Raw genomic sequence first — 24,226 nt, forward strand, 5'->3', positions numbered from 1 at the left:
ACTCAAGAGTGCGGGCCGCGCCACGGCCCGCACTCCCGCCCGGAAGGAAAAGCCCGTGACAGCCGCCGAAGCAGGAGCAGCCCCCCGCCGTCGTACCTATGACGCGCTCCTGCAGGACATCGAGGCCGATCTGCGCTCCGGCAAGATCAAGCTCGGCGACCGCCTTCCGGGCGAGCGGACCCTGGCGGAAAGCTACGGGATCTCCCGGGCCTCGGTCCGCGAAGCCATCCGGATCCTGGACGCCATGGGCGTGCTGCGCAGCTCCGTCGGCTCCGGGCCAACCTCCGGGGCCATCGTTATCTCCGATCCGTCCGCGGGCCTGTCCTCCGCCCTGCGCCTGCATGTGGCCAGCAACCGGCTGCCCGTCGAGGACATTGTGCAGACCCGCATCCTGCTCGAGACCTGGTCGGCCCAGGCCGGGGCTGCCCGCGGCGGCACGGAGGAAGAGCTGGAGCAGGCTGCCGCGCTGCTGGACGCCATGGACAATCCAGGGATTGACCGGGCGACCTTCCACGAACTCGATGCGCGGTTCCATGTCGCGCTGAGCTCGCTCGCCGGGAACGCCGTCGTCGCCACGATGATGGACTCCCTCAGCGGCTCCATCGTCGGCTACGTCAAGGGCGCCATGGACGCGATGGAGTCCTGGCCGGATGTCCTCTGCGAGCTACGGAGCCAGCACCACGGCATCTTCGATGCCGTCCGGGCGCGCGAGGGCGAGCTTGCGGGCCGCCTGCTGCGCGAACACATCGAGTGGTTCTACCTTCGGGCGCAGGAAGCCACCCCGCCGCAATCCCCTCCCACCCCGTAACACCTTGGAGCACCGCATGACCGCCACGGCCGCCGCCGCACCCCTGATCGACCAGCTGAACCTCGACACGGTCAGCACACGGGACCTGGACCGCCGGGCCATGGCGCACGACGCGTCCCACTACCTGCTGATCCCCCAAGGCGTCGCCACCCCGCGCAACGCCGACGACGTCGGGCAGCTGCTGCGCCGCAGCCGCGAGCTCAACCTGCCCGCCACTTTCCGTTCCGGCGGCACGAGCCTCTCCGGCCAGGCGCTCAGCGACAGCCTGCTGATCAACACCCGCCAGCATTTCCGCGGCATCGAGGTCCTCGACGGCGGCGCCCGCGTCCGCGTCCAGCCCGGCGCCACCATCCGCAGTGTCAACGCCCGGCTGGCCGCGTTCGGCCGCAAACTCGGACCCGATCCGGCGAGCGAAATCGCCTGCACCGTGGGCGGCGTGATCGCCAACAATTCTTCCGGGATGGCCTGTGGCACGGAGTTCAACACCTACCGCACCCTGGAATCCATGGTCTTGGTGCTGCCCTCGGGCACGGTCATCGATACCGCCGACGCCGACGCCGACGCGCGCCTGCGCGAACTGGAGCCGGAACTCCACGAGGGCCTGCTGCGGCTGCGCCGCCGGGTGGCCGGAAACGCGGAGTCGGTGCGCACCATCACCTCGCTGTTCTCGATGAAGAACACGATGGGCTACGGGGTGAACTCGTTCCTGGACTACGAACGCGCCGTCGACATCCTGATGCACCTGATGATCGGCAGCGAAGGCACCCTCGGCTTCGTGGCGGAAGCGGTCTTCCGCACCGTCGAGGTCAAGCCCGCCGTCGCCACCGGGCTGCTGGTCTTCAACACGCTCGCCGCAGCCACGGCCGCCCTGCCCGAGCTGGTGGCATCCGGCCTGGCGACCATCGAACTGATGGACGCCGCCGCGTTGAAGGTCGCGCAGCTCGCTGCCGACGCGCCCGCGGCCATCCGTTCGCTCCCGGTCGAGGGACACACCGCGCTGCTGGTGGAACACCAGGGCGCCGACGCCGCGGAACTGACCGGCAAGCGTCACAACTCGCAGCCGCTCTTCGCGTCCCTGGACCTGGCCTCGCCGTTCGCGCTGACCACGGACCCGAAAGACCGCGCGGCACTCTGGCACGTGCGCAAGGGCCTCTACACGACGGTGGCCGGCGCCCGCCCCTCCGGTACCAACGCGCTGCTGGAAGACATCGTGGTTCCGGTTCCGGCCCTGGCGGATACCTGCGGCGAACTGACCCGGCTCTTCGCCGAACACCGCTACGAGGACTCGGTGATCTTTGGCCACGCGAAGGACGGCAACGTCCACTTCATGCTCAACGAGCGCTTCGACGACCCCGCCCAGCTGCTGCGCTACCAGGCGTTTACCGACGACATGGTGGACCTGGTCCTCGGCGCCGGCGGCTCACTCAAGGCCGAGCACGGCACCGGGCGCATCATGGCCCCGTTCGTGCGCCGCCAGTACGGCGACGAGCTCTATGAAGTCATGCAGGAGATCAAACGGCTGATCGACCCCGCCAATCTCCTCAACCCCGGCGTGCTGCTCGCGGAGGAGCCGCTTTCCTACGTTCAGAACCTCAAGGTGGCGCCGACGGTGGAGGAAGAGGTGGACCGCTGCGTCGAGTGCGGCTACTGCGAACCGGTCTGCCCGAGCAAGGACATCACCCTCACGCCCCGTCAGCGCATCGTGCTGCGGCGCGAAATGGCCGCCGCGGAACTGCGCGGCGACGACGCCTTGGCCGCCCGGCTGCGCAAGGACTACGAGTACGACGGCGTGCAGACCTGCGCGGCCGACGGAATGTGCGTCACCGCCTGCCCGGTGCTGATCAATACCGGGGACCTGGTCCGGCGGCTGCGGAAGGAAAACGCGAACGCCGTCGCGGAAGCCGGCTGGAGCGCCGCGGCGGACCACTGGGGCGCGGTCACGTCCGGCGGCGGCGTGGCCCTGACCGTGGCGAAGGCGATGCCCGCGCCGCTGGCCAAGGCAGCGACCGCCGTTGGCCGTGCGTTGCTTGGCGCGGAGACCGTTCCCGCCTACGACGCAGTGCTGCCCGGCGGCGGCTCCAGGCGCCGGCCGCGGCGCGACCCGGACAGCGTCGCCGTGTTTTTCCCCGCCTGCATCGGCACCATGTTCGGCCCCGCCGACAAGCCCGGTGGCGCTGAGGGCGGTGCGGGCGGCCCCGCCAAGGGCTCGGCCCAGGCGTTCCTCGAGCTCTGCGAGCGCGCCGGCGTGGGGCTGACCGTTCCGGACGACATCGGCAGCCTGTGCTGCGGCACCCCGTGGAAATCCAAGGGCTTCGCGCAGGGCTACGCGGCGATGTCCGCGAAGGTCCTGGACGGCCTTTACGAGGCCAGCGGCCAGGGCCGGCTGCCGGTGGTGTGCGACGCCGCCTCCTGCACCGAGGGCCTGGAGACCATGAAGCGGCTCGCGGCCGAGGGCGGGGAACGGTACGCCGGGCTGCGGTTCGTGGACTCGGTGGAGTTCGTGCACCAGCACGTGCTCGGGCAGCTGACCGTCACCGCGCCGGTGGGATCCATGGCCCTGCACCCGACCTGTTCTTCCACCCAGCTTGGGACCAACGGTGCGCTGATGGACATCGCCCGGGCCGTGACCGGGGAAGTGTTTGTGCCGCTGAACTGGGGCTGCTGCGCCTTCGCCGGCGACCGCGGCCTGCTGCACCCGGAACTGACCGACTCCGCCACGGACAAGCAGGCCCGGGAAATCAACGAACGCGAATTCGACGCCTACGCCTCAACGAACCGCACCTGCGAACTGGGCATGTCCAAAGCCACCGGCCACTCCTACCGGCACCTGCTGGAAATCCTGGAAGAGGCCACCCGTCCGGAGGGGTGAGGGGCGGGTGAGGAGCGGGTGAGTGGCCGGTTCGACGGTTCCGTGCAAATTCGACGTTTCAAGGCGTCGAATCCGCAGGGAACCGTCGAAGTGGCGGAATGGGGCCGTAGACTCGGCGCATGTCTGGTTTTGGGGGAACGAAGGCAGTCCGCTCCATTGCGGCATTCACCATCAGCCTGCTGCTGGCCGCGGGCCTGGGCGGCTGCACTTACGAGGATCCAGGCGATCCGCAACGCACGGCTAGCCAAAGCCACGCGGCGGCGCCCAGCACTGCGACGACGGATCCCGATGTCCTGGCGGTGGAGGCGCGCAACTACGCGGAACTGGAGCGGCGCTTAGCGAAGGCTTTCGGGTCTGTGATCCTGGCCGACTCGGGCCCCGCCGACGGTCCGGGAGTGGGGTTCAGCAAGGCTGCGGCCGTCCCGGCGGCCGGTCAGCATACTGTCACCATGGCCTGCGTCGGCATTCCGCATGCCCAGATCTACCTCTCCCAGGACACGGACAGCGGAACCGAGCATACGGTATTCGAGGTTGACTGCTCACGGACCCAGGCGCAGGTAGTTCAGCTGGCGGAAGGGCCCGTCGGCGCCCAGCTCACCCGCGTCCACCCGGACGGCGCCTGGACCGGGTCGGTTGCCGGGATCAGGATCACCGCTCCATGAGACTCGAGGGCTGGAACATCACGGTCTTCCTGCTACTCCTGGTGGCTGCAGCCGTTGTGGTGCAGGGCGTGACGTTGCTTGTCGCGTGGGCAGTGCGGCTGCTCCGGCGGCGAAGCAGTGGCGGCGGCTCCGGGGCACCCCCTCCCTGAGGCTTGCCTGCTCGGTCAGCAGCCCTGGCAAGTCAACCCGGCCTTCCCCAGGGACCCGTTTCGACGGTTCCCTGCGCACTCGACGTTGAGAAGCATCGAGTGCGCAGGGAACCGTCGAAACGGCGGCGCAGGCAGGCTCCAAGCGCACAAAAAACCCCTCCATCCCGGCAAAATCGCCGGAATGGAGGGGTTCGTGGGGCCCCCTGTCGGATTCGAACCGACGACCCCCGCTTTACAAGAGCGGTGCTCTGGCCAACTGAGCTAAGGAGGCAATCCGCCGTCGTCGCCTGACCGAAATTCCGGCCCGACGCTGACTGCTAGATAAGGGTAGCCCACGGACCCCCGCCGGAGAAAAATGCCGGAAACGAGACAGCCCGGCCCCGGACGGATCCGGGGCCGGGCTGCTGTTTCGTGCGGCGGTTACTTCTTGGCGTCCACCGCGGCCTGCAGGAACTGCTCGAACGGGGTCTGCGCGCTGGCGCCCTTGCCCCACTGCTTGCCCTCGACGAAGACCGTCGGCGTACCCGTGACACCGATGGCCGCCGCCTCCTGGGTGGTGTACTTCACGTACGGGCGGTACGTCTTGTCATCCACGCACTTGTCGATGCTCTTGGCCCCGACGTCGGTCGCCATCGTCTTGAGCTCCGCGTCGGAGAGGCCCGCAGTGCCCTCGGCCGGCTGCTTGGCGAACAGGGCGTCAACGAAGTCCGAGTACTTTTCCGGGGATTCGTTCACGACGCAGGCCGCGGCATTGGCGGCCCGCGAGGAGTAATTGGTGCTGGAGCGGCTGTCCAGGAAGCCCAGCGGACGGTACTCGACCGTAATCTTGCCCTCGTTGCGCAGCTTGGTGAGGGTGGGGTTGTACTGCGCCTCGAAGTTCTTGCAAACCGGGCAGATGAAGTCGATGTAGAGGACCACCTTGACCGGTTTGCCGGCCTCGGCCTCGGCGCCGGGTGCCTTGATGTCGGCGGGAGGCGTCGCGGCGGGCGAGGGCAGATCCGCGACATTGACGGTGGCCGGTTCGGTCTTCGCCACTGCGGTGTTGGCCAGCAGGGTGACGCCGCCGTGGACGTTGCCGTTGGCCGGCGTCGGGCCGGAGTCGGCTACCGGGGCGTTGTTCTTGATGTTCGAGGTGACCACCAGGGCCACAATCACGATGATGGCGACGACGGCGGCCACGATGCCCCAGCCGATGAGCAGCTTGTTGCGCTTTTCCTTCTTCAGCTGCGCCTCGCGGATCTCACGGGCTTTCTCGCGGGCCGCGGCGGTGCGCTCCGCTTTGGACTGACGGGGTTCGTTTGCGGCGCTCATTGGTTCCTCGTGTCGATCGGCCTGGGATGGTCCACTGGGTGGCAACTTCATCATTTTAGGTGAGAAACCTGAGGAGCTTGCGCTTTCAAGTTTCCTTCCGTGTGCCCAACGGACGAATAGCACAGAAGATTCCGCCCGGCTAGGGTGGATGAGAGCCACAAGCGACCCCAGGGGGCACCAATGCAAGCAACCGAGAGCGTTGAGCAGCGCGCCGAGCAGGAGACTGCACAGACAGCCGACGGGGGGCAACACACCGAGCCCGCCACCGAAATGCACGCCAACGCGTCGGAGCCAGGCGCCACCTTCGATTTCATGGTGGTGTCCAACCGCATGCCGGTCGACCGGTGCTCCCCGGATGAGCCCGGCTGCGAGGACGGCTGGCGCCGTTCCCCCGGCGGCCTGGTGACCGCGCTGGCGCCGATGATGACCAAGACCGACGGCGCCTGGGTGGGCTGGCACGGCGCCCCCGACGAGCACCTCGAGCCGTTCAGCCACGGCGGCATCGACCTCATCCCGGTCCAGCTCAGCACGCGGGATATCGAGCTCTTCTATGAGGGCTTCTCCAACGCCACGCTCTGGCCGCTCTACCACGACGTGATCGCCCCTCCCGAGTTCCACCGCGCCTGGTGGGACTCGTACCGCAAGGTCAACAAACGGTTCGCCGACGCCGTCGTCCGCCATGCCGCCATGGGCGCCACTGTCTGGGTGCAGGACTATCAGCTGCAGCTGGTCCCCAAGATGCTCCGCGAGGCGCGCCCGGACCTCAAGATCGGCTTCTTCAACCACATCCCGTTCCCGCCGCCGGAGATTTTCGCGCAGCTGCCGTGGCGCCGCGCAATCATCGACGGGCTCCTGGGCGCGGACCTGGTGGGCTTCCAGCGCAGCAGCGACGCCGGGAACTTCATGCGCTCCGCCCGCCGCTTCCTCGGGGCCAGCGTCAAACAGCAGCAGGTCCACGTGAAGGGCGCCGACGGCGAAACCACGCACATTGCCCGCGCGCAGGCCTTCCCGATCTCCATCGACGTGAAGCAGATCAGTGAACTGGCGCGGAAGCCGGAGATCATCGAGCGCGCCAAGCAGATCCGCCGCGACCTCGGCAACCCCAAGACCATCCTGCTGGGCGTCGACCGACTGGACTACACCAAGGGCATCCGGCACCGGCTCAAGGCCTACGAGGAACTCCTGCAGGACGGAAAGGTCACGGTGGAGGACGCCTCCCTGATCCAGGTTGCCAGCCCCAGCCGCGAACGCGTCGAACAGTACCGACTGCTGCGCGAAGAAGTGGAAGGCACCGTCGGCCACATCAACGGCACCTACGACACGATGCAGAACACCGCCGTCCGGTACCTGCACCACAGCTACCCGATCGAGGAAATGGTGGCCCTGTACCTGGCCGCCGACGTCATGCTCGTCACCGCCCTGCGCGACGGCATGAACCTGGTCGCCAAGGAATACGTCACGGCCCGGACCAACAACGACGGCGCCCTGGTGCTCAGCGAATTCGCCGGCGCCGCGGACCAGCTCAAACAGGCGCTCCTGATGAACCCGCACGACATCGACGGCCTCAAGGACACCATCATGAAGGCGGTCAACATGCAGCCCGCCGAGGCCGCTCGCCGGATGCGCGCGATGCGCAAGCAGATCCTCACCCACGACGTCGACCTCTGGTCCGCGGACTTCCTCAGCGCGCTCAAGGAAAAGGTGGTCCGCGATGACTCCTGAGCCCAACCCAGCCCGGACCAGCCTCTCCCTCTCCCCCGAACTGCTGGCGGCCGTGCACCGCGTCGCCGGCACGGAACAGCTGTTGGTGGCCATGGACTTCGACGGCACCATGGCCCCGCTGGTGGACCATGCGGGGGACGCCCGGGCACTGCCCCGCTCGGCCGCCGCCTTCGCCGCCCTCGCGGAGCTGCCGCGGACGACGACGGCGCTCATCTCCGGCCGGGCCCTGGACAGCCTGCGGGCGGTCGCCTCGCCGCCGGAGAACACCCTGCTGATCGGCAGCCACGGCGCGGAAGTCTGGATGGGCCCCGGTTCCACCGAACTCCAGCTCGACGACGCGCAGCGGGAACTGCTCGCGGACGTGCGGCGGATCCTGGCCGAGATCGTGGACGTCGCGCCCGGCACCCTGCTCGAAGACAAGCCCGCCGGCGTCGTGCTGCATACCCGCCTGGCCGCCGACGACGTCGCCGAGGATGCCGTGGCGGCCGCCAAGGCCGCCCTGCAGGACCGCGCGGGAGTCTTCCTCAAGACTGGAAACCGTGTGCTGGAAACCGCCGTCGTGCACGCCTCCAAAGGCGAGGGGATCTCATTCCTCCGCCAGGCCACCGGGGCCACCGCAGTCGTCTTCGCCGGCGATGACACCACGGACGAGGACGCCCTGGGCAGCCTCATCCGCGGGGACCTGGGCGTCAAGGTCGGATTGGACTTCACCCAGGCTGAGTTCCGGGTGGAGGCGCCTGTGCATGTCTCCGAGTTTCTGGAAGCGCTGCTGCGGGAACGGCGAAAGGCCGTCGGCGCCTAGGCAGTCGCCGCTACGCTCCTGGACGCCTTCACCACGCCGCTCCCGGCACATCCTGTTGGTGACCGCCTGCCCTCGCTAGACTTAAATTGCGCCGCACAAGACGCAGATTTCGTTTCGGGAAGGAACGATCATGACTAAGAACAGCGGCAAGGAAAACACCTCGGATGCAGCCGGTTCCGGGACGAACCCCGAGGAAAAAGACCTCCGGGGCCGGTACGTCGAAGGCGACTTCGGCAAGTCCGGCGCACAGTCCGGCCGGCACGCGGACGACGAGGAAGGCCAGTACATTGAAGGCAACTACGGCGCGGCGGGATCCGAAGGTGGACTGCCCGAACCGCTAGGCGACAAGGCCCGGGAATCGGGACGCTACGTCAGGGCGGACTACGGCGGGGCCGGATCTGCGCCGGCGCGCACCGCGGACTCGGAAGTCGGACGGTATTCCGAGGGCAACTACGGGACCGATGGCACGGTGGACCCCACGCGCAAAGCCCGCCCGCGAAAAGAGTCGGAACCGAACCAAACTGACTCCCATTAGCTGACGATCAAGGCCTCAACGCCCATTAGCTGGATGCGGACTCCGGTTCGTAACCAATCAGCCAGTGAAGTCCGTGGCGGTCGACGACCTGGCCGTCTGAGGCGCCCCACGGCTTCGGGCCCAGGGGGTCCACCACCCGGCCGCCGGCCGAGAGCTTGTCGAACCACTCGTGCAGGACGGCCGGCGAGGCGGTCCCCAAGAGTGACAGCATCAGGCCTTCGCACCGGACACCCTGGTGGCCCGCCGCCACATCCGATCCCGCCAGGGCTACAGGGCCGTTAAGCTGCCCGTGCGCGATGGCATCCGGCGGGCCGTCGGTGCGGTTGAACTCCTGATACGTAAACAGGGACAAGCCCCCGCCGAAAACGTCCGCGTAGAAGCCAAGCGCCTCCCGCGCCGTGCCGGGGAAGCTGACATAGATCTGCAAGGCCGTCATGGGCACAGCATACAGACCGCCCGGAGAGCCTGAGTGGGCAACCTCACCTGTGACATCCGTAACTTTTTAGCCCAAAAGCCAAAAATCTGACATACTCTGTATGTGATGTGGCGCACAACTACCGTGCGGCGTCATTGGATGCTCCTCGGCCTTGGCCGGGGAGCATGCGCATCCACCTCCGGATGCCACAACTGAATATGAAGAACCATTCACTACGGATCGTCCGGCACGTACCTGCCGGTGAAGGGATTGATAACTGTGGCTACAGTTACTTTTGATAACGCTACGCGTCTGTACCCGGGCACAGAGAAGCCCGCTGTTGACAAGCTCAACATTGAAATCGCCGATGGCGAGTTCCTGGTCCTCGTTGGACCCTCCGGCTGCGGAAAGTCCACCTCGCTGCGCATGCTCGCAGGCCTTGAGGACGTGAACTCCGGCCGGATCCTGATCGGTGACCGCGACGTCACGGACGTCCCGCCGAAGGACCGCGACATCGCCATGGTCTTCCAGAACTACGCCCTGTACCCGCACATGACGGTCGCGGACAACATGGGCTTCGCGCTGAAGATTGCCGGCGTCAGCAAGGAAGAACGCGCCGAGCGTGTCCGTGAAGCCGCCAAGCTCCTGGACCTCGAGCCGTACCTGGACCGCAAGCCGAAGGCCCTCTCCGGCGGCCAGCGCCAGCGTGTCGCCATGGGCCGCGCAATCGTGCGTAACCCGCAGGTGTTCCTGATGGACGAGCCGCTGTCCAACCTGGATGCCAAGCTCCGCGTGCAGACCCGCACGCAGATCGCGTCGCTGACCCGCCGCCTCGGCGTCACCACCGTCTACGTCACCCACGACCAGGTCGAGGCCATGACCATGGGCGACCGCGTCGCTGTGCTCAAGGACGGCCTGCTGATGCAGGTGGACACCCCGCGCAACCTCTACGACAAGCCGAAGAACGTCTTTGTCGCCGGCTTCATCGGCTCCCCCGCAATGAACCTGCTCGAACTCCCCGTTGTCGACGGCGGCGTGCAGTTCGGGGGCACCGTCTACCCGGTCCCGCGCGATGTCCTTGAGGACGTTTCCGGCTCCACCGTCACGCTGGGCACCCGTCCGGAAGACCTCGAGACCGCGCCGCAGGGCGAGGGCCTCCAGGTCGAGGTCGACGTCGTCGAAGAACTCGGCGCCGACGCCTACGTCTACGGCCACACCACGCTGGACGGCAAGGACCACGACATCGTGGCCCGCGTCGACGGCCGCCGTCCCCCGATGAAGGGCGAGACCGTCTGGGTCCGCCCGCAGTCGGGCCACGTGCACCTGTTCGACACCAAGACCGGCCTGCGCCTGGGCGACTAGTCCCCACCGGCCCCCTAACCTCGCTTCGCTTCGGTTAGGGATCCCTGCCGGCGTGGGCCCACCCACCGGCCCCCTAACCTCGCTTCGCTTCGGTTAGGGATCCCTGCCGGCGTGGGCCCACGTCAGCATCCGACGGCGGTCCTCCTCCGGGAGGGCCGCCGTCGGCCGTTAACCGGCAGATTTTAGGCGAGGCCCGCCCTCGTACGGGAGAATTGCGTTATGACCGAGGAAAACCGCATGACCGAGGACAACGGTGCCCAGTGGCACGACGAACCCACTGACTACGGCCAGATCGGCAAGCTGCCCCGGTACGAGGCCGCCAGCGCCAACGACAAGGCCGTCTCCAGTTCGCTGAGCATCACCGCCGCGGCCACGGAGCCCGAACTGCTGGACCTGCCCTGGCACATCGCCCTGGAGGACTGGCCGGCGGAATACCTCGCCGCCCTCCCCCGCGGCATCTCCCGGCACATCGTGCGGTTTGCCCACCTGGGCGGCTCGGTGATCGCCATCAAGGAAACCTCGGAGCACATCGCCCGGCACGAGTACCACATGCTCCGCAAGCTCGCCCGGCTGGATGTCCCCTGCGTGGAGCCGGTCGCTGTCATCACCGGCCGCACCACCCCGGAGGGCCGGCCGCTGAATCCCGTGCTGGTCACCCGGCACCTGAAGTTCTCCATGCCGTACCGCGCGCTGTTCTCGCAGATGCTGCGCAAAGACACCCTGACCCGCCTGATCGACGCCCAGGCCCTGCTGCTGGTCCGGCTGCACCTGATCGGCTTCTACTGGGGCGACGTCTCGCTCTCCAACACGCTCTTCCGCCGCGACGCCGGCGCCTTCGCGGCCTACCTCGTGGACGCCGAAACCGGCGAGCTGTACCCGGACCTGTCCACCGGACAGCGCGAGTACGACCTGGAAATCGCCCGGGTCAACATCGCCGGAGAACTGATGGACCTGCTCGACGGCGGCCTGATCGAGGAAAAGGTCGATCCGGTCGCCACCAGCGAGCTCATCATGGAGAGCTACCGGCGGCTCTGGACCGAGCTGACGGAAAAGGAATCCTTCGAAATCGGTGAGCGCTGGCGGGTGGCCGCACGCATCCGCCGGCTCAACGAACTGGGCTTCGACGTCGAGGAATACGCCATCAAGACCACGCAGAACGGCTCCACGATCCAGCTTCAGCCCAAGGTGGTGGACGCCGGGCACCATCAGCGCCGGCTGCTGCGCCTGACCGGCCTCGATGCGCAGGAAAACCAGGCCCGGCGGCTGCTGAACGACATGGACTCCTTCCGGGCGGACAACAACCCCGGCATGGACGAGGAATACAGCGCGCACCTGTGGGTAAGCCAGATCTTCGAGCCGATCGTCCGCTCGATCCCGCGCGACCTCTCCGGGAAGCTCGAACCGGCGGAGGCCGTGCACGAGATCCTGGAGCACCGCTGGTACATGTCCGAGAAGGAGAACCGGCACATTCCGCTGGCCGAGGCTGTGCAGTCCTACATCGATTCCGAGCTCCGGCACCGCCGGGACGAGGCCGCGATCATGCTGAACCCGGACACCGAACTGCTCAAGATCCTGGAAGTCGAAACCGAGGAGTCCCGGTACGGCGACGACGAGGCGATCGACGAATACCCGGACTCCGACGACTGAACACCCGCTTCCCGGCCCAACTAGCTCGCATTAGTTGTCGCTTTGAGAGTTCAAAACGACAACTATTGCGAGCTAGTTGGGTGGAACCGGTTCCGGCACAGCCGGTCTAAATCGCCTTGCCGGGGTTAAGGATCCCGGCCGGGTCGAAGAGCTCCTTGATCCGGCGCTGCAGTTCGCGCACCGGTTCCGTCTGCTCCAGGCCCAGCCAGCGCAGCTTGTACTGGCCGATGCCGTGCTCCCCCGTGATGGTGCCGCCCATCGCGAGGGCCACGGTGACCGAGTTGTCCAGGGCCGCTCCCAGCCGTTCCATGGCCGCGGCGTCCACCGCATCGCCGGCCCGGTCCACCCAGAAGGTGGGGTGCAGGTTGCCGTCACCGGCGTGGGCCACCACCTTGAGCTTGACCTGGTGCCGCACGGCCATCGCCTCCAGCTCCGCAACGTAGTCCACCAGCCGGGACCGCGGCACGGCGACGTCCTCGCCCACCCGGTATTCGTCGTCGACCTCGACGCCGCGGCTGTTGCGGCGGAGTTCCACCAGCTGTTCGGCCTCGGCACTGGCTTCCATGGTCACCACCGCTCCGCCGGCGGCCAGCAGCGGCCGGATCGCGGCGGCCTCCGCGGCGGCGCCGAAACCGTCGGTCTGGATCAGCAGCAGCGAGGCGCCCCGCGAGGCCAGGTCCGAGCCGTGGGCGTCGTCGAGCTGGGCGAGCGAGCCGCCGTCGAGCAGTTCCATGATGGCCGGCTGCACGCGCGCCTTGCCCACCGCGAGGACGCCCGCCGCGGCGCTGCGGAAGTCGGGATAGAACGCGGCGATGGTGTGGACTTCCCGGGGCAGGTACTTCAGCCGCACCGTGATCCCGACGACGATCCCGAGGGTGCCCTCGGAGCCCACGAACAAGCCCGTGAGGTCGTAGCCGGCCACACCTTTGAAGGTCTGGTGCCCGGTATGGATCAGCGTGCCGTCCGCCAGCACGACGTCGAGCGCCAGCACGGAGTCCCGCGTTACCCCGTACTTCGCGCAGCGCAGGCCGCCGGCGTTCGTGGCGACGTTCCCACCGATGGTGGAGATCCGGTAGCTGGCCGGGTCCGGCGCGTACATCAGGCCGTGCATCGCAGCGGCGTCGTTCAGTGCGGCGTTGATGACGCCGGGTTCGACGACGGCGGTCTCGTCGTCCGGGTTGAGGTCCAGGATGCGGTTCATCCGTTCCAGGCTGAGGACCACGCAGCCTTCGCTGGCGTGGGCGCCCCCGGAGACCCCGGTGCCCGCGCCGCGGGGCACCAGTGGAATCCGGTGGGCGGCACAGGCACGGACGGCGGCCTGGACGTCCGCCACCGATTCGGCCAGGACCACGGCCTGCGGGAGCTGGTAGTCCAGTACAGGCGCCTGGTCCACGGCGTACGCCGCCAGGGCCGCCTCATCCACGGTGACCTTCGCCCCGCCCAGGGCGGACGTCAACTCCTCAACAATGCCGCGCATGCGCTCTCCAGTTCTCCGTCGAATCCGGCCGTCAGTCTCGGCCTTCAGTCTAGGGTGCCGGCAGCACCACGCCCGGCAGCACCCAGAGGGCGGCCGCTGGGCCGCCACTGCGGAAGAGCGCGCCTGCGGCCCCCGGCTCCGCCACGATGTCGCCGGCAGCAAAGACATGCGGTTGCGCCAGCGCGGCGAGCTGCCCGGCGGAGAGCAGGCCAGTGGCGAGTTCGACGTCTGCGGCGGTCCTGGCCACGACCACCAGCACCGTGCTGTCCGCGGTTTCCCGCACAAAGGCCAGCGCGTCCCCCTGCGCGTGCAGCCAGCGGAGTCCGCCGCCGGTGAGGGCGGGCTGTTCCCGGCGCAGCGCGGTAAGCGCGGCATACGTGCCACGGAGGTCGGCCAGGATCCGCGCGGGGTCGGTCCAGGGCATGGGCGTGCGGGAAAACTCCCCGTTGTCGCCCTTGAGCCCGAACTCGTCCCCGGCAAACACCACCGGCACGCCGGGCAGGGTGAACATCAGCACAGCGCCCAGCTGCTGGCCGCCGTCGATCATGACCGTGGCGGCCCGGGCGGTGTCGTGGCTGTTCAGGGCATTCATGTTCTGCTGCCGGACGTCCCAGCTGAAGGCGGCGGCCAGGTCCTGGTGCGTGGCGAGGAAATCTTCAGCCCCGATCCGGTTGGGCCCGGGCAGCGGTGTGCCGAAGAAGTTGACGTGCCCGGCGTCGCCGGAGAGCCAGGCCCACAGCGGGCGGGTGAAATTGGAGTACGTCATGGCGCCGTGCCAATGTTCGCCGCTGAAATCCGGAGCGGCGTCGTTGGTCGCCTCCGCCAGCAGCGCCGCGTCCGGGTTGATTCCGCGGACCCGCTCCGCGATCAGCCGGGCCACTTCCTGATTGAGGTCGGTCTCCCCGAGCCGTCCGGTCATGTTGCCGACGTCGATCCGCCAGCCGTCCAGGCTGAACGGCGGGCGGAGCCAGCGGGCCACCGGGGATTCGTCGTCCAAGACGAACTTGTCCCGCAGGCCGGCCGAGGACCAGTTCAGCCTGGGCAGCGACGGCACGCCGTACCAAGCCTCGTAGGAGCTGTGGTCCTCGTTGAAGTAGTAGTAGCCGGCTTCCTCGGAGTCCGGTGCCGCCAGGGCGCGCTGGAACCATTCGTGCGCGTCGCCGGAGTGGTTGGCGGTGAGGTCCCCCAACACTTTCAGGCCGCGGGCGTGGGCCGCTTCCACGAGTTCGACCAGGGCCGCGTCGCCGCCCAGCAGCGGGTCCACCATGGAAAAGGTCGAGGCGTCATAGCGGTGGTTGGACCGCGCGGGAAAGAACGGCGTCAGGTAAATGACGTCCGCCCCGAGCCCCTGGATGTGGTCCAGGTGTTCCGTGACACCGTGCAGGTCGCCGCCGTAGAACTGGAAGGGTGTCTCGGCGGACGAGCCTTGCACTTCGGTGCCGTCCCAGTCGCTGGGCACGGCCCAGTCCGGGACCGGGTGCGCCGCTGCCCGGGCCGAGCGCGCGAAACGGTCCGGGAAGACCTGGTACATGGTGCCTTGGCGCAGCCACGGCGGACCGGCCGGGAACGTAGTCAGCCGGAAGTCCGCGTAGTCGGAGACGTCCCTGCTGAACATGCCCTGCGCGTTGAGGGTCCAGTACCGCGCGTCGGCCTCGATCAGGAACCGGTAGCGGGCCACCGGGTTGGTGACCGCCATGTCAGCTTCCCACCACACCCAGCCGTCGGCCTCGCCGATGTTCACGCAGCCCGTGTACCGGGGTTCGCCGTCGTGCACGGAGCGGAGCCAGACCCGGCTGGCCCGGCCCCACGCGTCCGGGATGCGGATCCGGAGCCGGGCCGCGGCTCCGGCCTCCACCGTTTGCGGTGCGTGCAGGCCGGACCCGTCGTGGTGCGGCAGCAGCCCGGCCATGCCAGCGCCGGACATGCCTAGCCCTTCACCGAGCCCTGCGTGAGCCCGCTGACGATGTAGCGCTGCAGGAACAGGAACAGGGCCATCACCGGGATGGCGCTGATGACCGCGCCGGCGGCAAAGACACCCCAGTTCTCGGAGCGCTGCTGCGCCACGAAGGAGTAGAGCCCGACGGCGAGGGTCTGGCTGTCCGGGTCCGTGAGCACCACGGACGCGATCACGAATTCGCCGGAGATGCCGATGAAGGACAGCAGCCCCACGACGGCCAGGATCGGCGTGACCAGGCGCATGATGATGCCGAAGAAGATCTGGCTGTGGCTCGCACCGTCAATCTTGGCGGCCTCGTCCAGGGACTGCGGCACGGTGTTGAAGAAGCCGTACATCAGGTAGGTGTTCACGCCCAGGGCGCCGCCCAGGTAGACCATGATCAGGCCCAGCTGGCTGCCCAGGCCCATGGCGGGGATGACCTCGGAGATGCCGCTGAGCAGCAGGAAGATGGCGACGACGGCCAGCAGCTGCGGGAACATCTGCAGCAGGAGCAGGCTCAGCAGGCCCACCCGGCGGCCCGTGAAGCGCATCCGGGAGAAGGCATACGCGGCCATCGCCCCGAGGAACACCGTGGCCGCGGAGGTCACGCCGCCCACCACCATGGTGTTCAGGAACCACTGCGCAAAGGGCCGCGAGGGCATGTCGAACAGGGCGGTGAAGTTCCCGAAGTCGATCTTGCTGAACAGCGCGTTGGAACCCACCAGGGTGCCGTTGGAGTTCAGTGCCGCCGAGAGCACGTAGAGCAGCGGGAAGACGGCGAAGATCGTCACGATGACGCCCACCAGGTGGCGCCAGCCCTTGTCCTTGAACCAGACGCCGAAGGGGCGCCGGCGCTGCAGCGACTTGAGGTATTCGACGTCGGTGGTGCCGGTGGTGATGCCCTGCTCGGCCTGGTGCGCCGGAGCCGCGGTGCGCGGTGCTGACCCGTTCATGAGTTCACGTCCTCGAGTGCCTTGGTCTGCTTGAAACTGATGGCCGAAACGGTGGCCACGATGATGAAGATGATGATGGCGAGGGCGCTGGCCAGGCCGTAGTCACGGCCGGTGCCCTGCCCGAAGGCAACCTTGTAGACGAGGGTGATCAGGATGTCGGTGGCTCCGATGTCCCGGTCGGTGTCGGCGAACCGGGGTCCGCCGCCGGTGAGCATGAAGATCACGTTGAAGTTGTTGAAATTGAAGGCGAAGGAGGAGATCAGCAGCGGGGCGATCGAGACCAGCAGCAGCGGCAGCTTGATGGAGCGGAACACGCGCCACGGGCCGGCGCCGTCCATCCGGGCGGCCTCGTCCAGTTCGTTAGGCAGCGACTGCAGGGCGCCGGTGCAGACCAGGAACATGTAGGGGAAGCCGAGCCAGAGGTTGACCACCAGGACGCTGATCTTGGCCAGGACCGGATCCGTAAGCCAGCCGATCGAGGCCCCGCCAAGCAGGGTCTGGTTGAGCCAGCCGAACTCCGGGTTGAGGATGCCGGACCAGACCAGGCCGGTGAGGAACGCGGGGAAAGCGTACGGCAGGATCATCAGGATCCGGTACACCTTCTTGCCCTTGAGGTCTTCGCGGTTGAAGGTGATGGCCAGGAACAGGCCCATGGCGAAGGTCAGCGCGACGGAGGCCACGGCGAAGGTGAAGGTCCAAAGGATGACGCCCAGCAGGGGTCCGCGCAGGCTCGGGTCGGTGAAGGCGCGGGCGAAGTTCTCCATCCCGACGTCGATCTTCCAGCCGGTGGACAGTGTCTCACCGTTGTCCGCGGCGAAGGCGCCCTTGCCGTTGTCGCGGTAGACCGCACCCGTGGTGGTGTCGGTGAAGGTGTCAGCGGCCGCGTCGTACTTCAGCGCCGGCTTGAACTGGTAGGCGTTGCTGCCGTCCGCGGTGCGCAGCGTGCCGTCGGCCGGGTTCGCGGAGACCGGCACGGTGATGTCCAGGATGCTTTGCTGGTTGGCCACGATCTCCTGGAAGTTCAGGGTTTGGTAGCCGTCCAGCGTCTTGGCCTTGCCGGTGGAGTCCTTGACGGCCCCGGAGACCTCCTTGAGCGGCGTCTCGGTGCTGCCGAGCGAGACCTTTCCCTGCGGGTCCGTGAAGAGCAGGTAGAAGGAGCTGTCCTTGGCCAGCACGGAAGTCTTGTAGGCCGGTGAATCCGGGACCCGCTTCTGCGCGGTGAGCTGGATGGCGGCGATCGCGTCATCCTTGGTGCTGTTGTGGCCGTCGCCGTAGTTGGTGAAGGCGATGTAGCCGCTGAACATGACCACGAAGACCTGGAAAACCAGCAGGAAGAGCACGCCCGGGGCCAGGTACTTGGCGGGCAGGCCGCCCTTGCGCAGGTAGATCCAGTTGATCACCACTACGACGGCGGCGGAGACTCCCAGGGCCAGCCAGGACTGGCTCAGGAAGAGCATGATCAGGACGTAGACAGCGAGGGCATCGACAAGGCCCAGCAGCACGATCTTGGCGATGGTGCCCTTCACCCCCTCGGGGCAGGTCCGGCGTTGGCGGAGGGTTCTGGCCTGCCGGCCGGAGGTTGTGGTGGCGGGGTCCGGGGCGGACGACGCTGCGGGCTCGGTGTCCTCGCGGAGTTCGGTTTCTGACATGGCTGTCTACAGTCCTTGGGAGAAGCTGGGGTGATGCAGGAACGGGCCGGGCAGCCTGGTGGCCGCCCGGCCCGGTGCTGCCGGTTCCCGGCGCGTGGAAGCGTCAGGAACCGGCGCGGGGACTAACCCTTGATTTTGCTCTTGATGCTGGCTGCCATCTTGGCCCAGTCAGCAGCCGGGTCGCCCTGGCCCTTGATCAGGGCGAGCTCGGTGGCTCCCCAGTCAGCCCAGACAGCACTCATTTCCGGGATAGCCGGCATCGGGACGCCGGTGGCGCCGATCTTTCCGAAGGCGGCAACAACCGGGTCGCTGGCTGCCTTGTCGAAGGAGGCCTTCAGTGCCGGCGGGCGGCCGCCGGCCTTGTACATGGAGTCCTGGGCTGCCTCGGAGGTCAGGTAGTTGGTGACGAACTCATTGGTGGCCAGGGCGTTGGCGCTCTTGGCGCTGATGAAGAAGCCGTTGACGCCGATGAACGGCTGGGCCGGCTGGTCGCCGGCGGTCGGCAGCTCGTCAACGGCGAACTTGATGCCCTTCTTCTGTACGTCCGGGAGGTTCCACGGGCCGGTCAGGTAGTACGGGGACTCGCCGGCGAGGAACTTCTCCTTGGCGATGTCACCGGTGATGTTGGAGTTGATGATCTTTTCGCCCTTGTCGCCCCAGGCGGTGAGCTTCTTGGCGAACTCGACGCCGGCAGCGTCGCCGATCAGGAGCTGCTTCGGGTCGTAGCCGCCGTCGGCAGCCTTGCCGAAGACCTGCGAGCCCATGGAGGCCTGCAGCGGGTACAGGTGGTACGGGTCGCCCTGCTTCGGGTCCATGCCGACGAGGAACGGGAACTTGGCCTTGCCGTCTGCGACTGCCTTCTTGCCGTTGGCAATGACCTCGTCCATGGTCTTGGCCGCGTCGGGCACGATGGCCGTGTTGCGCAGCAGTGCGATGTTTTCGATCGCGTAGGGAACACCGTAGACCGAGCCGTTGAAGGACATGGCCTTGATCGAGGACTCCTGGAAGGCGTCCTTCTTGTCGCCAAGCTCGACGGGTGCGATCACGCCGTTCTGGACGAACTTGCCTACCCAGTCGTGCGGGCCGACGATGAGGTCCGGGCCCTTGCCCGTCGGGACCTGGGTGATGAAGTCGTCGCGCACAGCTGCGAAGTCCTTGACGACGAGCTTCACGTCGATTCCGGTGTCAGCCTTGAACTTCGCGGTGATGTCCTTCAGAGCGGGTGAACGCTCGGCGTCGACCCACATGGTGATCGTGCCGGCGCCGCCGGACTTGAGGTCCGGCTTCGCGGAGGCGGAGGCCGTGGCCGTGGCCGGACCGGAGGCTGCTGCGCCGCCGCAGGCGCTGAGCGCCAGCGCTGCAACAACGGAGATCGCACCGGCCGTGAATACCCGGCGGCTGGTTCCGGTTGTGAGGGTGTTCTGCACCTTCATTGGTGTCCCTTTCATAAAATCCTGCATCCACGCGTAGGGCTCTTCGGAAGTCTCCTGGGCCCGGTGGCATCGTCGGTGATGTGGCTCACAGCTGCAAGCGCTTCCAAGCTACACGGTGATGGACGCTTTGGAAAGTCATTCTAGCGTGGCGTGTCGCGGGGCGGCGACCACGCTGGGAGACTGCGAGACACCTCTAGAAGGCCTAGTGGCGCGGAACATACGGGCCCATGCCGCGGATCCACCCCAGACTCCCCGAGCAGACTCAAAAGATTTATTGACTGGAAGCGTTTTCAATTTGGACGTCGGGGACTTACGATTACCGGCATGTCCGTTGATTCAGTACTCACAGCCCCCGCCGCACTGGCCGGCCCGCTGACCCTGGTGCACGCTGCAGATGACACCCCCGGCTGGTGGCGCTCCGCCGTGATCTACCAGGTGTACCCGCGCTCGTTCCGGGACCTGAACGGCGACGGCGTCGGCGATCTGGCCGGCATCACCGCCGAACTCCCGCAGCTCGCCGAGCTGGAGATCGACGCGGTCTGGCTCTCGCCGTTCTACCGCTCCCCGCAGCGCGACGCCGGCTACGACGTCAGCGACTATTGCGACGTCGATCCCCTGTTCGGCACCCTGGCGGATTTCGACGCCATGATGGCCGAGGCCACGCGCCTCGGGCTGCGGCTGATCGTGGATCTCGTGCCCAACCACTGCTCGGACCAGCACTCCGCCTTCCAGGCGGCGCTGGCAGCCCCCGCAGCCAGCCCGGAGCGGGACATGTTCATCTTCCGGGACGGCCGCGGTGATTCCGGCGAGCAGCCCCCGAACAACTGGCAGTCGCACTTCGGCGGACCGGCGTGGACCCGGATCATCGAGCCGGACGGCACCCCCGGCCAGTGGTACCTGCACCTTTTCGACACCTCCCAGCCCGACTTCAATTGGGACAACGACGCCGTCCACGCCGAATTCGAACGCGTCCTGCGCTTCTGGCTGGACCGCGGCGTCTCCGGCTTCCGGGTCGACGTCGCCCACGCCCTCGTCAAGGCGCCGGGCCTGCCCGAATGGGGCGGCCGCGCCGACGGCAACAGCTCGCACGGCTTCCCCGGGCACGAAGCCCCGATGTTCGGCCAGCCGGCGCTGCATGACATCTACCGGACCTGGCGCCGGATCCTGTCCGAATACGGCCCCGACCGCATCCTCTGCGCGGAAGCCAACGTGGACCCGCTCCCCCGGCTCGCCGACTGGGTCCGCCCGGACGAAATGCACCAGGCCTTCAACTTCCCTTACCTGCACGCCGGCCTGGACGTGCACCGGATGCGCCACGTCATCACGGAGTCACTGACCGCCCTGGACGCCGTCGGTGCGCCGAGCACCTGGGTGCTGTCCAACCACGACGTCGTCCGGCACGCCACCCGCTTCGGCTACAACGGACCAGCGCCCCGCGACGGGGACGGCATCGGCCCCGCCGACGTGCAGCCGGACGAGGAACTCGGACGCTCCCGGGCCGCGGCGGCCTCCATGTTCATGCTGGGCCTGCCCGGCGGCGCGTACCTCTACCAGGGCGAGGAACTCGGCCTCCCCGACGGCATCGACATTCCGGACAGCCAGCGCCAGGACCCCACCTTCGGTCGGACCGGCGGCGAGCGTCTGGGCCGGGACGGCTGCCGGGTGCCGCTGCCATGGCGTTCCGGCGAGCCCCACGCGGGCTTCGGCGCCGGAGCGGATCCGTGGCTGCCGCAGCCGGCGAGCTTCGCAGAGCTGGCCCGGGACGCGCAGGCCGCGTCGCCGTCGTCGCACCTGTCCCTGTACCGGCGGATGCTGGCGCTCCGGCGCGAGCTCAGCCTCGGCCAGGGCTCCCTCAACTGGATTGAAAACTGGTGCACGGACACCTCGCTGGCTTACCTCAACGGCACCACCGCGGTGCTGCTGAACGTCGGGCAGGAGCCGCTCGAACTGCCCGCCGGACAGGTGCTGCTGCGCAGCTCCGTGTCGGGGGAACAGGGTGAAGACGCCCATCGGTTAAGCTCAGGTGAAACTGTTTGGCTGGAAATCTACATCGAGGACACGGAGAGCTAAAAATGCCCGGCATCAAGGACGTCGCGGAACGGGCCGGCCTCTCCATCGCCACCGTTTCGCGCGCCTTGAGCGGCAAGGGCAATGTCTCGGCCCAGAGCCGTGAGCGCGCCCAGGCCGCCGCAGCCGAGCTCGGCTTTGTCCTGTCCTACCACGCCTCCAGCCTGGCGTCCGGGCGGAACCACAACGTCGGCGTCGTGGTTCCGTCCGTGCACCGCTGGTTCTTCTCCTCGGTGGTGGAGGGCGTATCCGCGACCCTGCTCGACGCCGGCTACGACCTCACGCTGTACAACGTCAGCGAGGGCGAGGAGCGCCGGCACAGCGTGCTCAACGACTTCCTGCTGCGCAAGCGCGTGGACGCGGTCATTGCGGTCTCCCTGGAGCTCAGCGAGGCCGAGATCCAGCAGCTGCTCGCCATCCACCGCCCCATCGTGGGGATTGGCGGGCCCCTGCCGGGCGCCTCGACGATCCGGATCAACGACTCGGGCATCGCCGAGGCGGCCGCCCGGCACCTGATCCAGCTTGGCCACAGCAGGATTGCGCATATGACCGGTGACGCGGCGTATGAGAAGGACTTCCGGCTGCCGGGCACGCGCCAGGGCGGCTTTACCAAGGCCATGCGCGACGCCGGGCTGACGATCCGTCCGGAATGGCTGGTCTCCGCCGACTTCACCATCCAGGGTGCTTACGCCAGCGCCCGTCAGCTGCTCGGCAGTTCCCCGGAACGCCCCACAGCGGTCTTCGCGGCCTCGGATGAGATGGCGATCGGCACCATCCTCGCCGCCCGCGACTTCGGACTGCGCGTTCCCCAGGATCTGTCCGTCATCGGCATCGACGGCCACGAACTCGGCGAACTATTCGGCCTCACCACCATCGACCAGGATCCTCGCGGTCAAGGGGCGATGGCGGTCCGCCGTCTGCTCGCAGGGCTCGACGGCGGCGCGGACACGGCGGCGGCGGACACCGAGTATCCGACGAAATTTGTGATCCGTTCCAGCACGGCCGTCCCGCCGGCCGACGCCGCACCCTTGCGCTAGCTGTACTCTGCCGGCGCTTCTGTAGCTTCTGGTGCTTCTAGTGCGCAGGGCGCGTCCAAGGGAAGTTCCATGATGATCTCCGAGCGGTCCGGATCAAGCGGGTAGGGTTCCCGCCGTCCGGTGTCCTTGAACCCGTGCCGGGAGTAGAACGCCTGGGCACGGCCGTTTGCCTCGTGCACGCCAAGTTCCAGCACCACGGCGCCGAGCTCATCCCGGGCACCGGCGATGGCCCGCCGCAGCATCTCGTCGGCCAGGCCGGAGCCCCGCAACTCCGGGCCCACGTAGACGCTGAGCAGCACTGCCTGGCGCGGACGGTCAGGATCCTGCGGGACCTTCGGCACAACGCGGATCAGTGCCCGCAGCCTGGCAGCGGCAAGGTCTTCACCGGCAGGCACTTCGACCTCGGCAGGCACCCCGCCGGCAGGGAGCGGCGAGGCGGAATGCGGGCTATCAGCCGGCTCCGCGGCATCTCCGGCCACGAGGGATACGCAACCCGAAGCCGCCATCAGCGCGGCGCGCTCCTGCCATTGCCGGTCCGTTTGCTCCCGGGCCGAGTCGAGGCTCTCCACGTAAGCCGTGGGCGCATCCTCCAGCATTTCCAGCCGTAGGGCGCGGTACTGTTTCCACTCCCCCGCTTCGAACCGACGGATCACGGGCCGGGTCACCGGCAGCTCACCGTCAGTCATCGGCGCCGCCCATAAACCGGACGAACCGCTGCAGCACGCCGGGCCAGCCCGCCTGGTAGTCCGCTCGCGTAGCGGCGGGGTCCTGCGCGCCTTCCCAGCCGCTGTGCACCAACCGGAGCTCGGTGCCGCCCTCAACGGCCCGGAAGGCCACCCGCAGCTCCGTGGACCACAGGGCCTGCGTCCCGGGATGCCAGGTGGCGTGGAAGGACAAGGGTGGCTGCCAGTCGTCGATGGACCCCCAGATGGCGGTCCTGCCGTCGTCTGCGGTCTCAAGAATGAGGCTTTCCTCGAACTCAACATAGGAGCCCGGGCCGTAGACGCTGTGGCCCTCGAGCGGCCACCAGAGGTGCGTGTGCTCGGTGAAACCCATGAAAGCCCGAGCCACGGGGCCGGGGACAACGACGGTGCATACCACCGGCTCCAGCCCTTCGGCCGGCTCGGGTTCCGGGGCTGCCGCGGCGTGGCTGAAGAGGTTATCCATAGGCATCAACTTTACAAGCGTCGGTGGTGTGCACGCCGGGAGTGCGGGAGGGGCGCTATACCTTTTTGGGGTTAAAGGGGAGAGCCTCCAACCTGGTGGTTGGAGGCTCTCGACCTAATGTATGTCCGGCGGTGACCTACTCTCCCACACCCTCCCGGGTGCAGTACCATCGGCGCTGTGGGTCTTAGCTTCCGGGTTCGGGATGGGACCGGGCGTTTCCCCCAC

The 24,226-nt window shown here is 67.8% G+C and carries 19 protein-coding genes, 1 tRNA gene and 1 rRNA gene; 10 read left to right on the plus strand and 11 right to left on the minus strand.

Annotation, left to right across the window (positions count from 1 at the left end; genetic code table 11):
- Nucleotides 1-55: 55 nt before the first annotated feature.
- The 3 genes from AC1DB8_RS12290 (at nucleotide 56) to AC1DB8_RS12300 (ending at nucleotide 4,339) form a co-directional block, all read left to right on the plus strand.
- Entirely contained in the window at nucleotides 56-808 is a 753-nt protein-coding gene (locus AC1DB8_RS12290; protein WP_476893175.1) for a FadR/GntR family transcriptional regulator, read from the plus strand.
- A gap of 16 nt (nucleotides 809-824) precedes the next feature.
- Nucleotides 825-3,677, plus strand: coding sequence for an FAD-binding and (Fe-S)-binding domain-containing protein (locus AC1DB8_RS12295; protein ID WP_476893176.1), 2,853 nt, complete (start codon nucleotides 825-827; stop codon nucleotides 3,675-3,677).
- A gap of 119 nt (nucleotides 3,678-3,796) precedes the next feature.
- Nucleotides 3,797-4,339 (plus strand): hypothetical protein, encoded by a 543-nt coding sequence (locus AC1DB8_RS12300; protein WP_476893177.1) that lies wholly within the window; start codon nucleotides 3,797-3,799, stop codon nucleotides 4,337-4,339.
- 343 nt (nucleotides 4,340-4,682) lie between these two features.
- Here the strand turns inward: AC1DB8_RS12300 and AC1DB8_RS12305 are convergent.
- Both AC1DB8_RS12305 and AC1DB8_RS12310 read right to left on the minus strand, forming a co-directional pair.
- A tRNA-Thr gene (locus AC1DB8_RS12305) sits at nucleotides 4,683-4,759 on the minus strand.
- Nucleotides 4,760-4,908: 149 nt separating this feature from the next.
- On the minus strand, nucleotides 4,909-5,799 hold the full coding sequence (locus AC1DB8_RS12310; protein ID WP_441418196.1) for a DsbA family protein: 891 nt from the start codon (nucleotides 5,797-5,799) through the stop codon (nucleotides 4,909-4,911).
- A 270-nt stretch (nucleotides 5,800-6,069) separates the two neighbouring features.
- Here AC1DB8_RS12310 and AC1DB8_RS12315 point away from each other — a divergent pair, with 270 nt between their 5' ends.
- The 3 genes from AC1DB8_RS12315 to AC1DB8_RS12325 all read left to right on the plus strand — a co-directional run bounded on the left by AC1DB8_RS12315 (nucleotide 6,070) and on the right by AC1DB8_RS12325 (nucleotide 8,858).
- Nucleotides 6,070-7,521, plus strand: coding sequence for an alpha,alpha-trehalose-phosphate synthase (UDP-forming) (locus AC1DB8_RS12315; protein WP_476893196.1), 1,452 nt, complete (start codon nucleotides 6,070-6,072; stop codon nucleotides 7,519-7,521).
- Complete coding sequence (gene otsB, locus AC1DB8_RS12320) at nucleotides 7,511-8,323, plus strand: trehalose-phosphatase (protein WP_476893178.1); 813 nt, start codon at nucleotides 7,511-7,513, stop codon at nucleotides 8,321-8,323. Before AC1DB8_RS12315 ends, otsB begins: the two co-directional genes overlap by 11 nt.
- Nucleotides 8,324-8,453: 130 nt before the next feature.
- Nucleotides 8,454-8,858 carry a hypothetical protein gene (locus tag AC1DB8_RS12325; RefSeq protein ID WP_476893179.1) on the plus strand — a complete coding sequence of 135 codons (405 nt, stop codon included), beginning with the start codon at nucleotides 8,454-8,456 and terminating at the stop codon, nucleotides 8,856-8,858.
- Between the two features lie 25 nt (nucleotides 8,859-8,883).
- On the opposite strand, the gene AC1DB8_RS12330 is transcribed toward AC1DB8_RS12325, so the two are convergent.
- Nucleotides 8,884-9,294 (minus strand): VOC family protein, encoded by a 411-nt coding sequence (locus AC1DB8_RS12330; RefSeq protein ID WP_476893180.1) that lies wholly within the window; start codon nucleotides 9,292-9,294, stop codon nucleotides 8,884-8,886.
- Nucleotides 9,295-9,552: 258 nt separating this feature from the next.
- Between AC1DB8_RS12330 and AC1DB8_RS12335 the strand changes: the two genes are divergently transcribed.
- Both AC1DB8_RS12335 and AC1DB8_RS12340 read left to right on the plus strand, forming a co-directional pair.
- The gene (locus AC1DB8_RS12335) at nucleotides 9,553-10,635 is read left to right on the plus strand and encodes an ABC transporter ATP-binding protein (RefSeq protein ID WP_476893181.1); all 1,083 of its coding nucleotides are present in this window, start codon (nucleotides 9,553-9,555) and stop codon (nucleotides 10,633-10,635) included.
- 237 nt (nucleotides 10,636-10,872) lie between these two features.
- Complete coding sequence (locus tag AC1DB8_RS12340; protein ID WP_441418391.1) at nucleotides 10,873-12,282, plus strand: DUF4032 domain-containing protein; 1,410 nt, start codon at nucleotides 10,873-10,875, stop codon at nucleotides 12,280-12,282.
- A gap of 106 nt (nucleotides 12,283-12,388) precedes the next feature.
- On the opposite strand, the gene AC1DB8_RS12345 is transcribed toward AC1DB8_RS12340, so the two are convergent.
- From AC1DB8_RS12345 to AC1DB8_RS12365, 5 genes are all read right to left on the minus strand, one after another.
- Nucleotides 12,389-13,759, minus strand: a complete 1,371-nt coding sequence (locus AC1DB8_RS12345; RefSeq protein ID WP_476893182.1) for an FAD-binding oxidoreductase — start codon at nucleotides 13,757-13,759, stop codon at nucleotides 12,389-12,391.
- Nucleotides 13,760-13,808: 49 nt separating this feature from the next.
- Nucleotides 13,809-15,683: a glycoside hydrolase family 13 protein gene (locus AC1DB8_RS12350; RefSeq protein ID WP_476893183.1), complete on the minus strand. Its 1,875-nt coding sequence runs from the start codon at nucleotides 15,681-15,683 to the stop codon at nucleotides 13,809-13,811.
- A 2-nt stretch (nucleotides 15,684-15,685) separates the two neighbouring features.
- Nucleotides 15,686-16,648, minus strand: coding sequence for a sugar ABC transporter permease (locus AC1DB8_RS12355; protein WP_476893184.1), 963 nt, complete (start codon nucleotides 16,646-16,648; stop codon nucleotides 15,686-15,688).
- Nucleotides 16,645-18,297, minus strand: a complete 1,653-nt coding sequence (locus tag AC1DB8_RS12360; RefSeq protein WP_476893185.1) for an ABC transporter permease subunit — start codon at nucleotides 18,295-18,297, stop codon at nucleotides 16,645-16,647. The genes AC1DB8_RS12355 and AC1DB8_RS12360 overlap by 4 nt, the downstream gene beginning before the upstream one ends.
- 122 nt (nucleotides 18,298-18,419) lie before the next feature.
- Nucleotides 18,420-19,730, minus strand: coding sequence for a sugar ABC transporter substrate-binding protein (locus AC1DB8_RS12365; RefSeq protein WP_441418187.1), 1,311 nt, complete (start codon nucleotides 19,728-19,730; stop codon nucleotides 18,420-18,422).
- 324 nt (nucleotides 19,731-20,054) lie between these two features.
- On the opposite strand from AC1DB8_RS12365, the gene AC1DB8_RS12370 reads away from it, so the two are divergent.
- Nucleotides 20,055-21,800: a glycoside hydrolase family 13 protein gene (locus AC1DB8_RS12370; protein ID WP_476893186.1), complete on the plus strand. Its 1,746-nt coding sequence runs from the start codon at nucleotides 20,055-20,057 to the stop codon at nucleotides 21,798-21,800.
- Between the two features lie 2 nt (nucleotides 21,801-21,802).
- Nucleotides 21,803-22,834 (plus strand): LacI family DNA-binding transcriptional regulator, encoded by a 1,032-nt coding sequence (locus AC1DB8_RS12375; protein ID WP_476893187.1) that lies wholly within the window; start codon nucleotides 21,803-21,805, stop codon nucleotides 22,832-22,834.
- Here AC1DB8_RS12375 and AC1DB8_RS12380 read toward each other — a convergent pair.
- From AC1DB8_RS12380 to rrf, 3 genes are all read right to left on the minus strand, one after another.
- The gene (locus AC1DB8_RS12380; protein WP_476893188.1) at nucleotides 22,831-23,520 is read right to left on the minus strand and encodes a GNAT family N-acetyltransferase; all 690 of its coding nucleotides are present in this window, start codon (nucleotides 23,518-23,520) and stop codon (nucleotides 22,831-22,833) included. The two genes, AC1DB8_RS12375 and AC1DB8_RS12380, sit on opposite strands and share 4 nt — an antisense overlap.
- The gene (locus AC1DB8_RS12385; RefSeq protein ID WP_476893189.1) at nucleotides 23,513-24,001 is read right to left on the minus strand and encodes an SRPBCC domain-containing protein; all 489 of its coding nucleotides are present in this window, start codon (nucleotides 23,999-24,001) and stop codon (nucleotides 23,513-23,515) included. The genes AC1DB8_RS12380 and AC1DB8_RS12385 overlap by 8 nt, the downstream gene beginning before the upstream one ends.
- 123 nt (nucleotides 24,002-24,124) lie before the next feature.
- Nucleotides 24,125-24,226: ribosomal RNA gene (gene rrf / locus AC1DB8_RS12390) — 5S ribosomal RNA — on the minus strand; the annotation flags it as partial.

The organism is Arthrobacter sp. 10N410 (genome assembly GCF_056394945.1).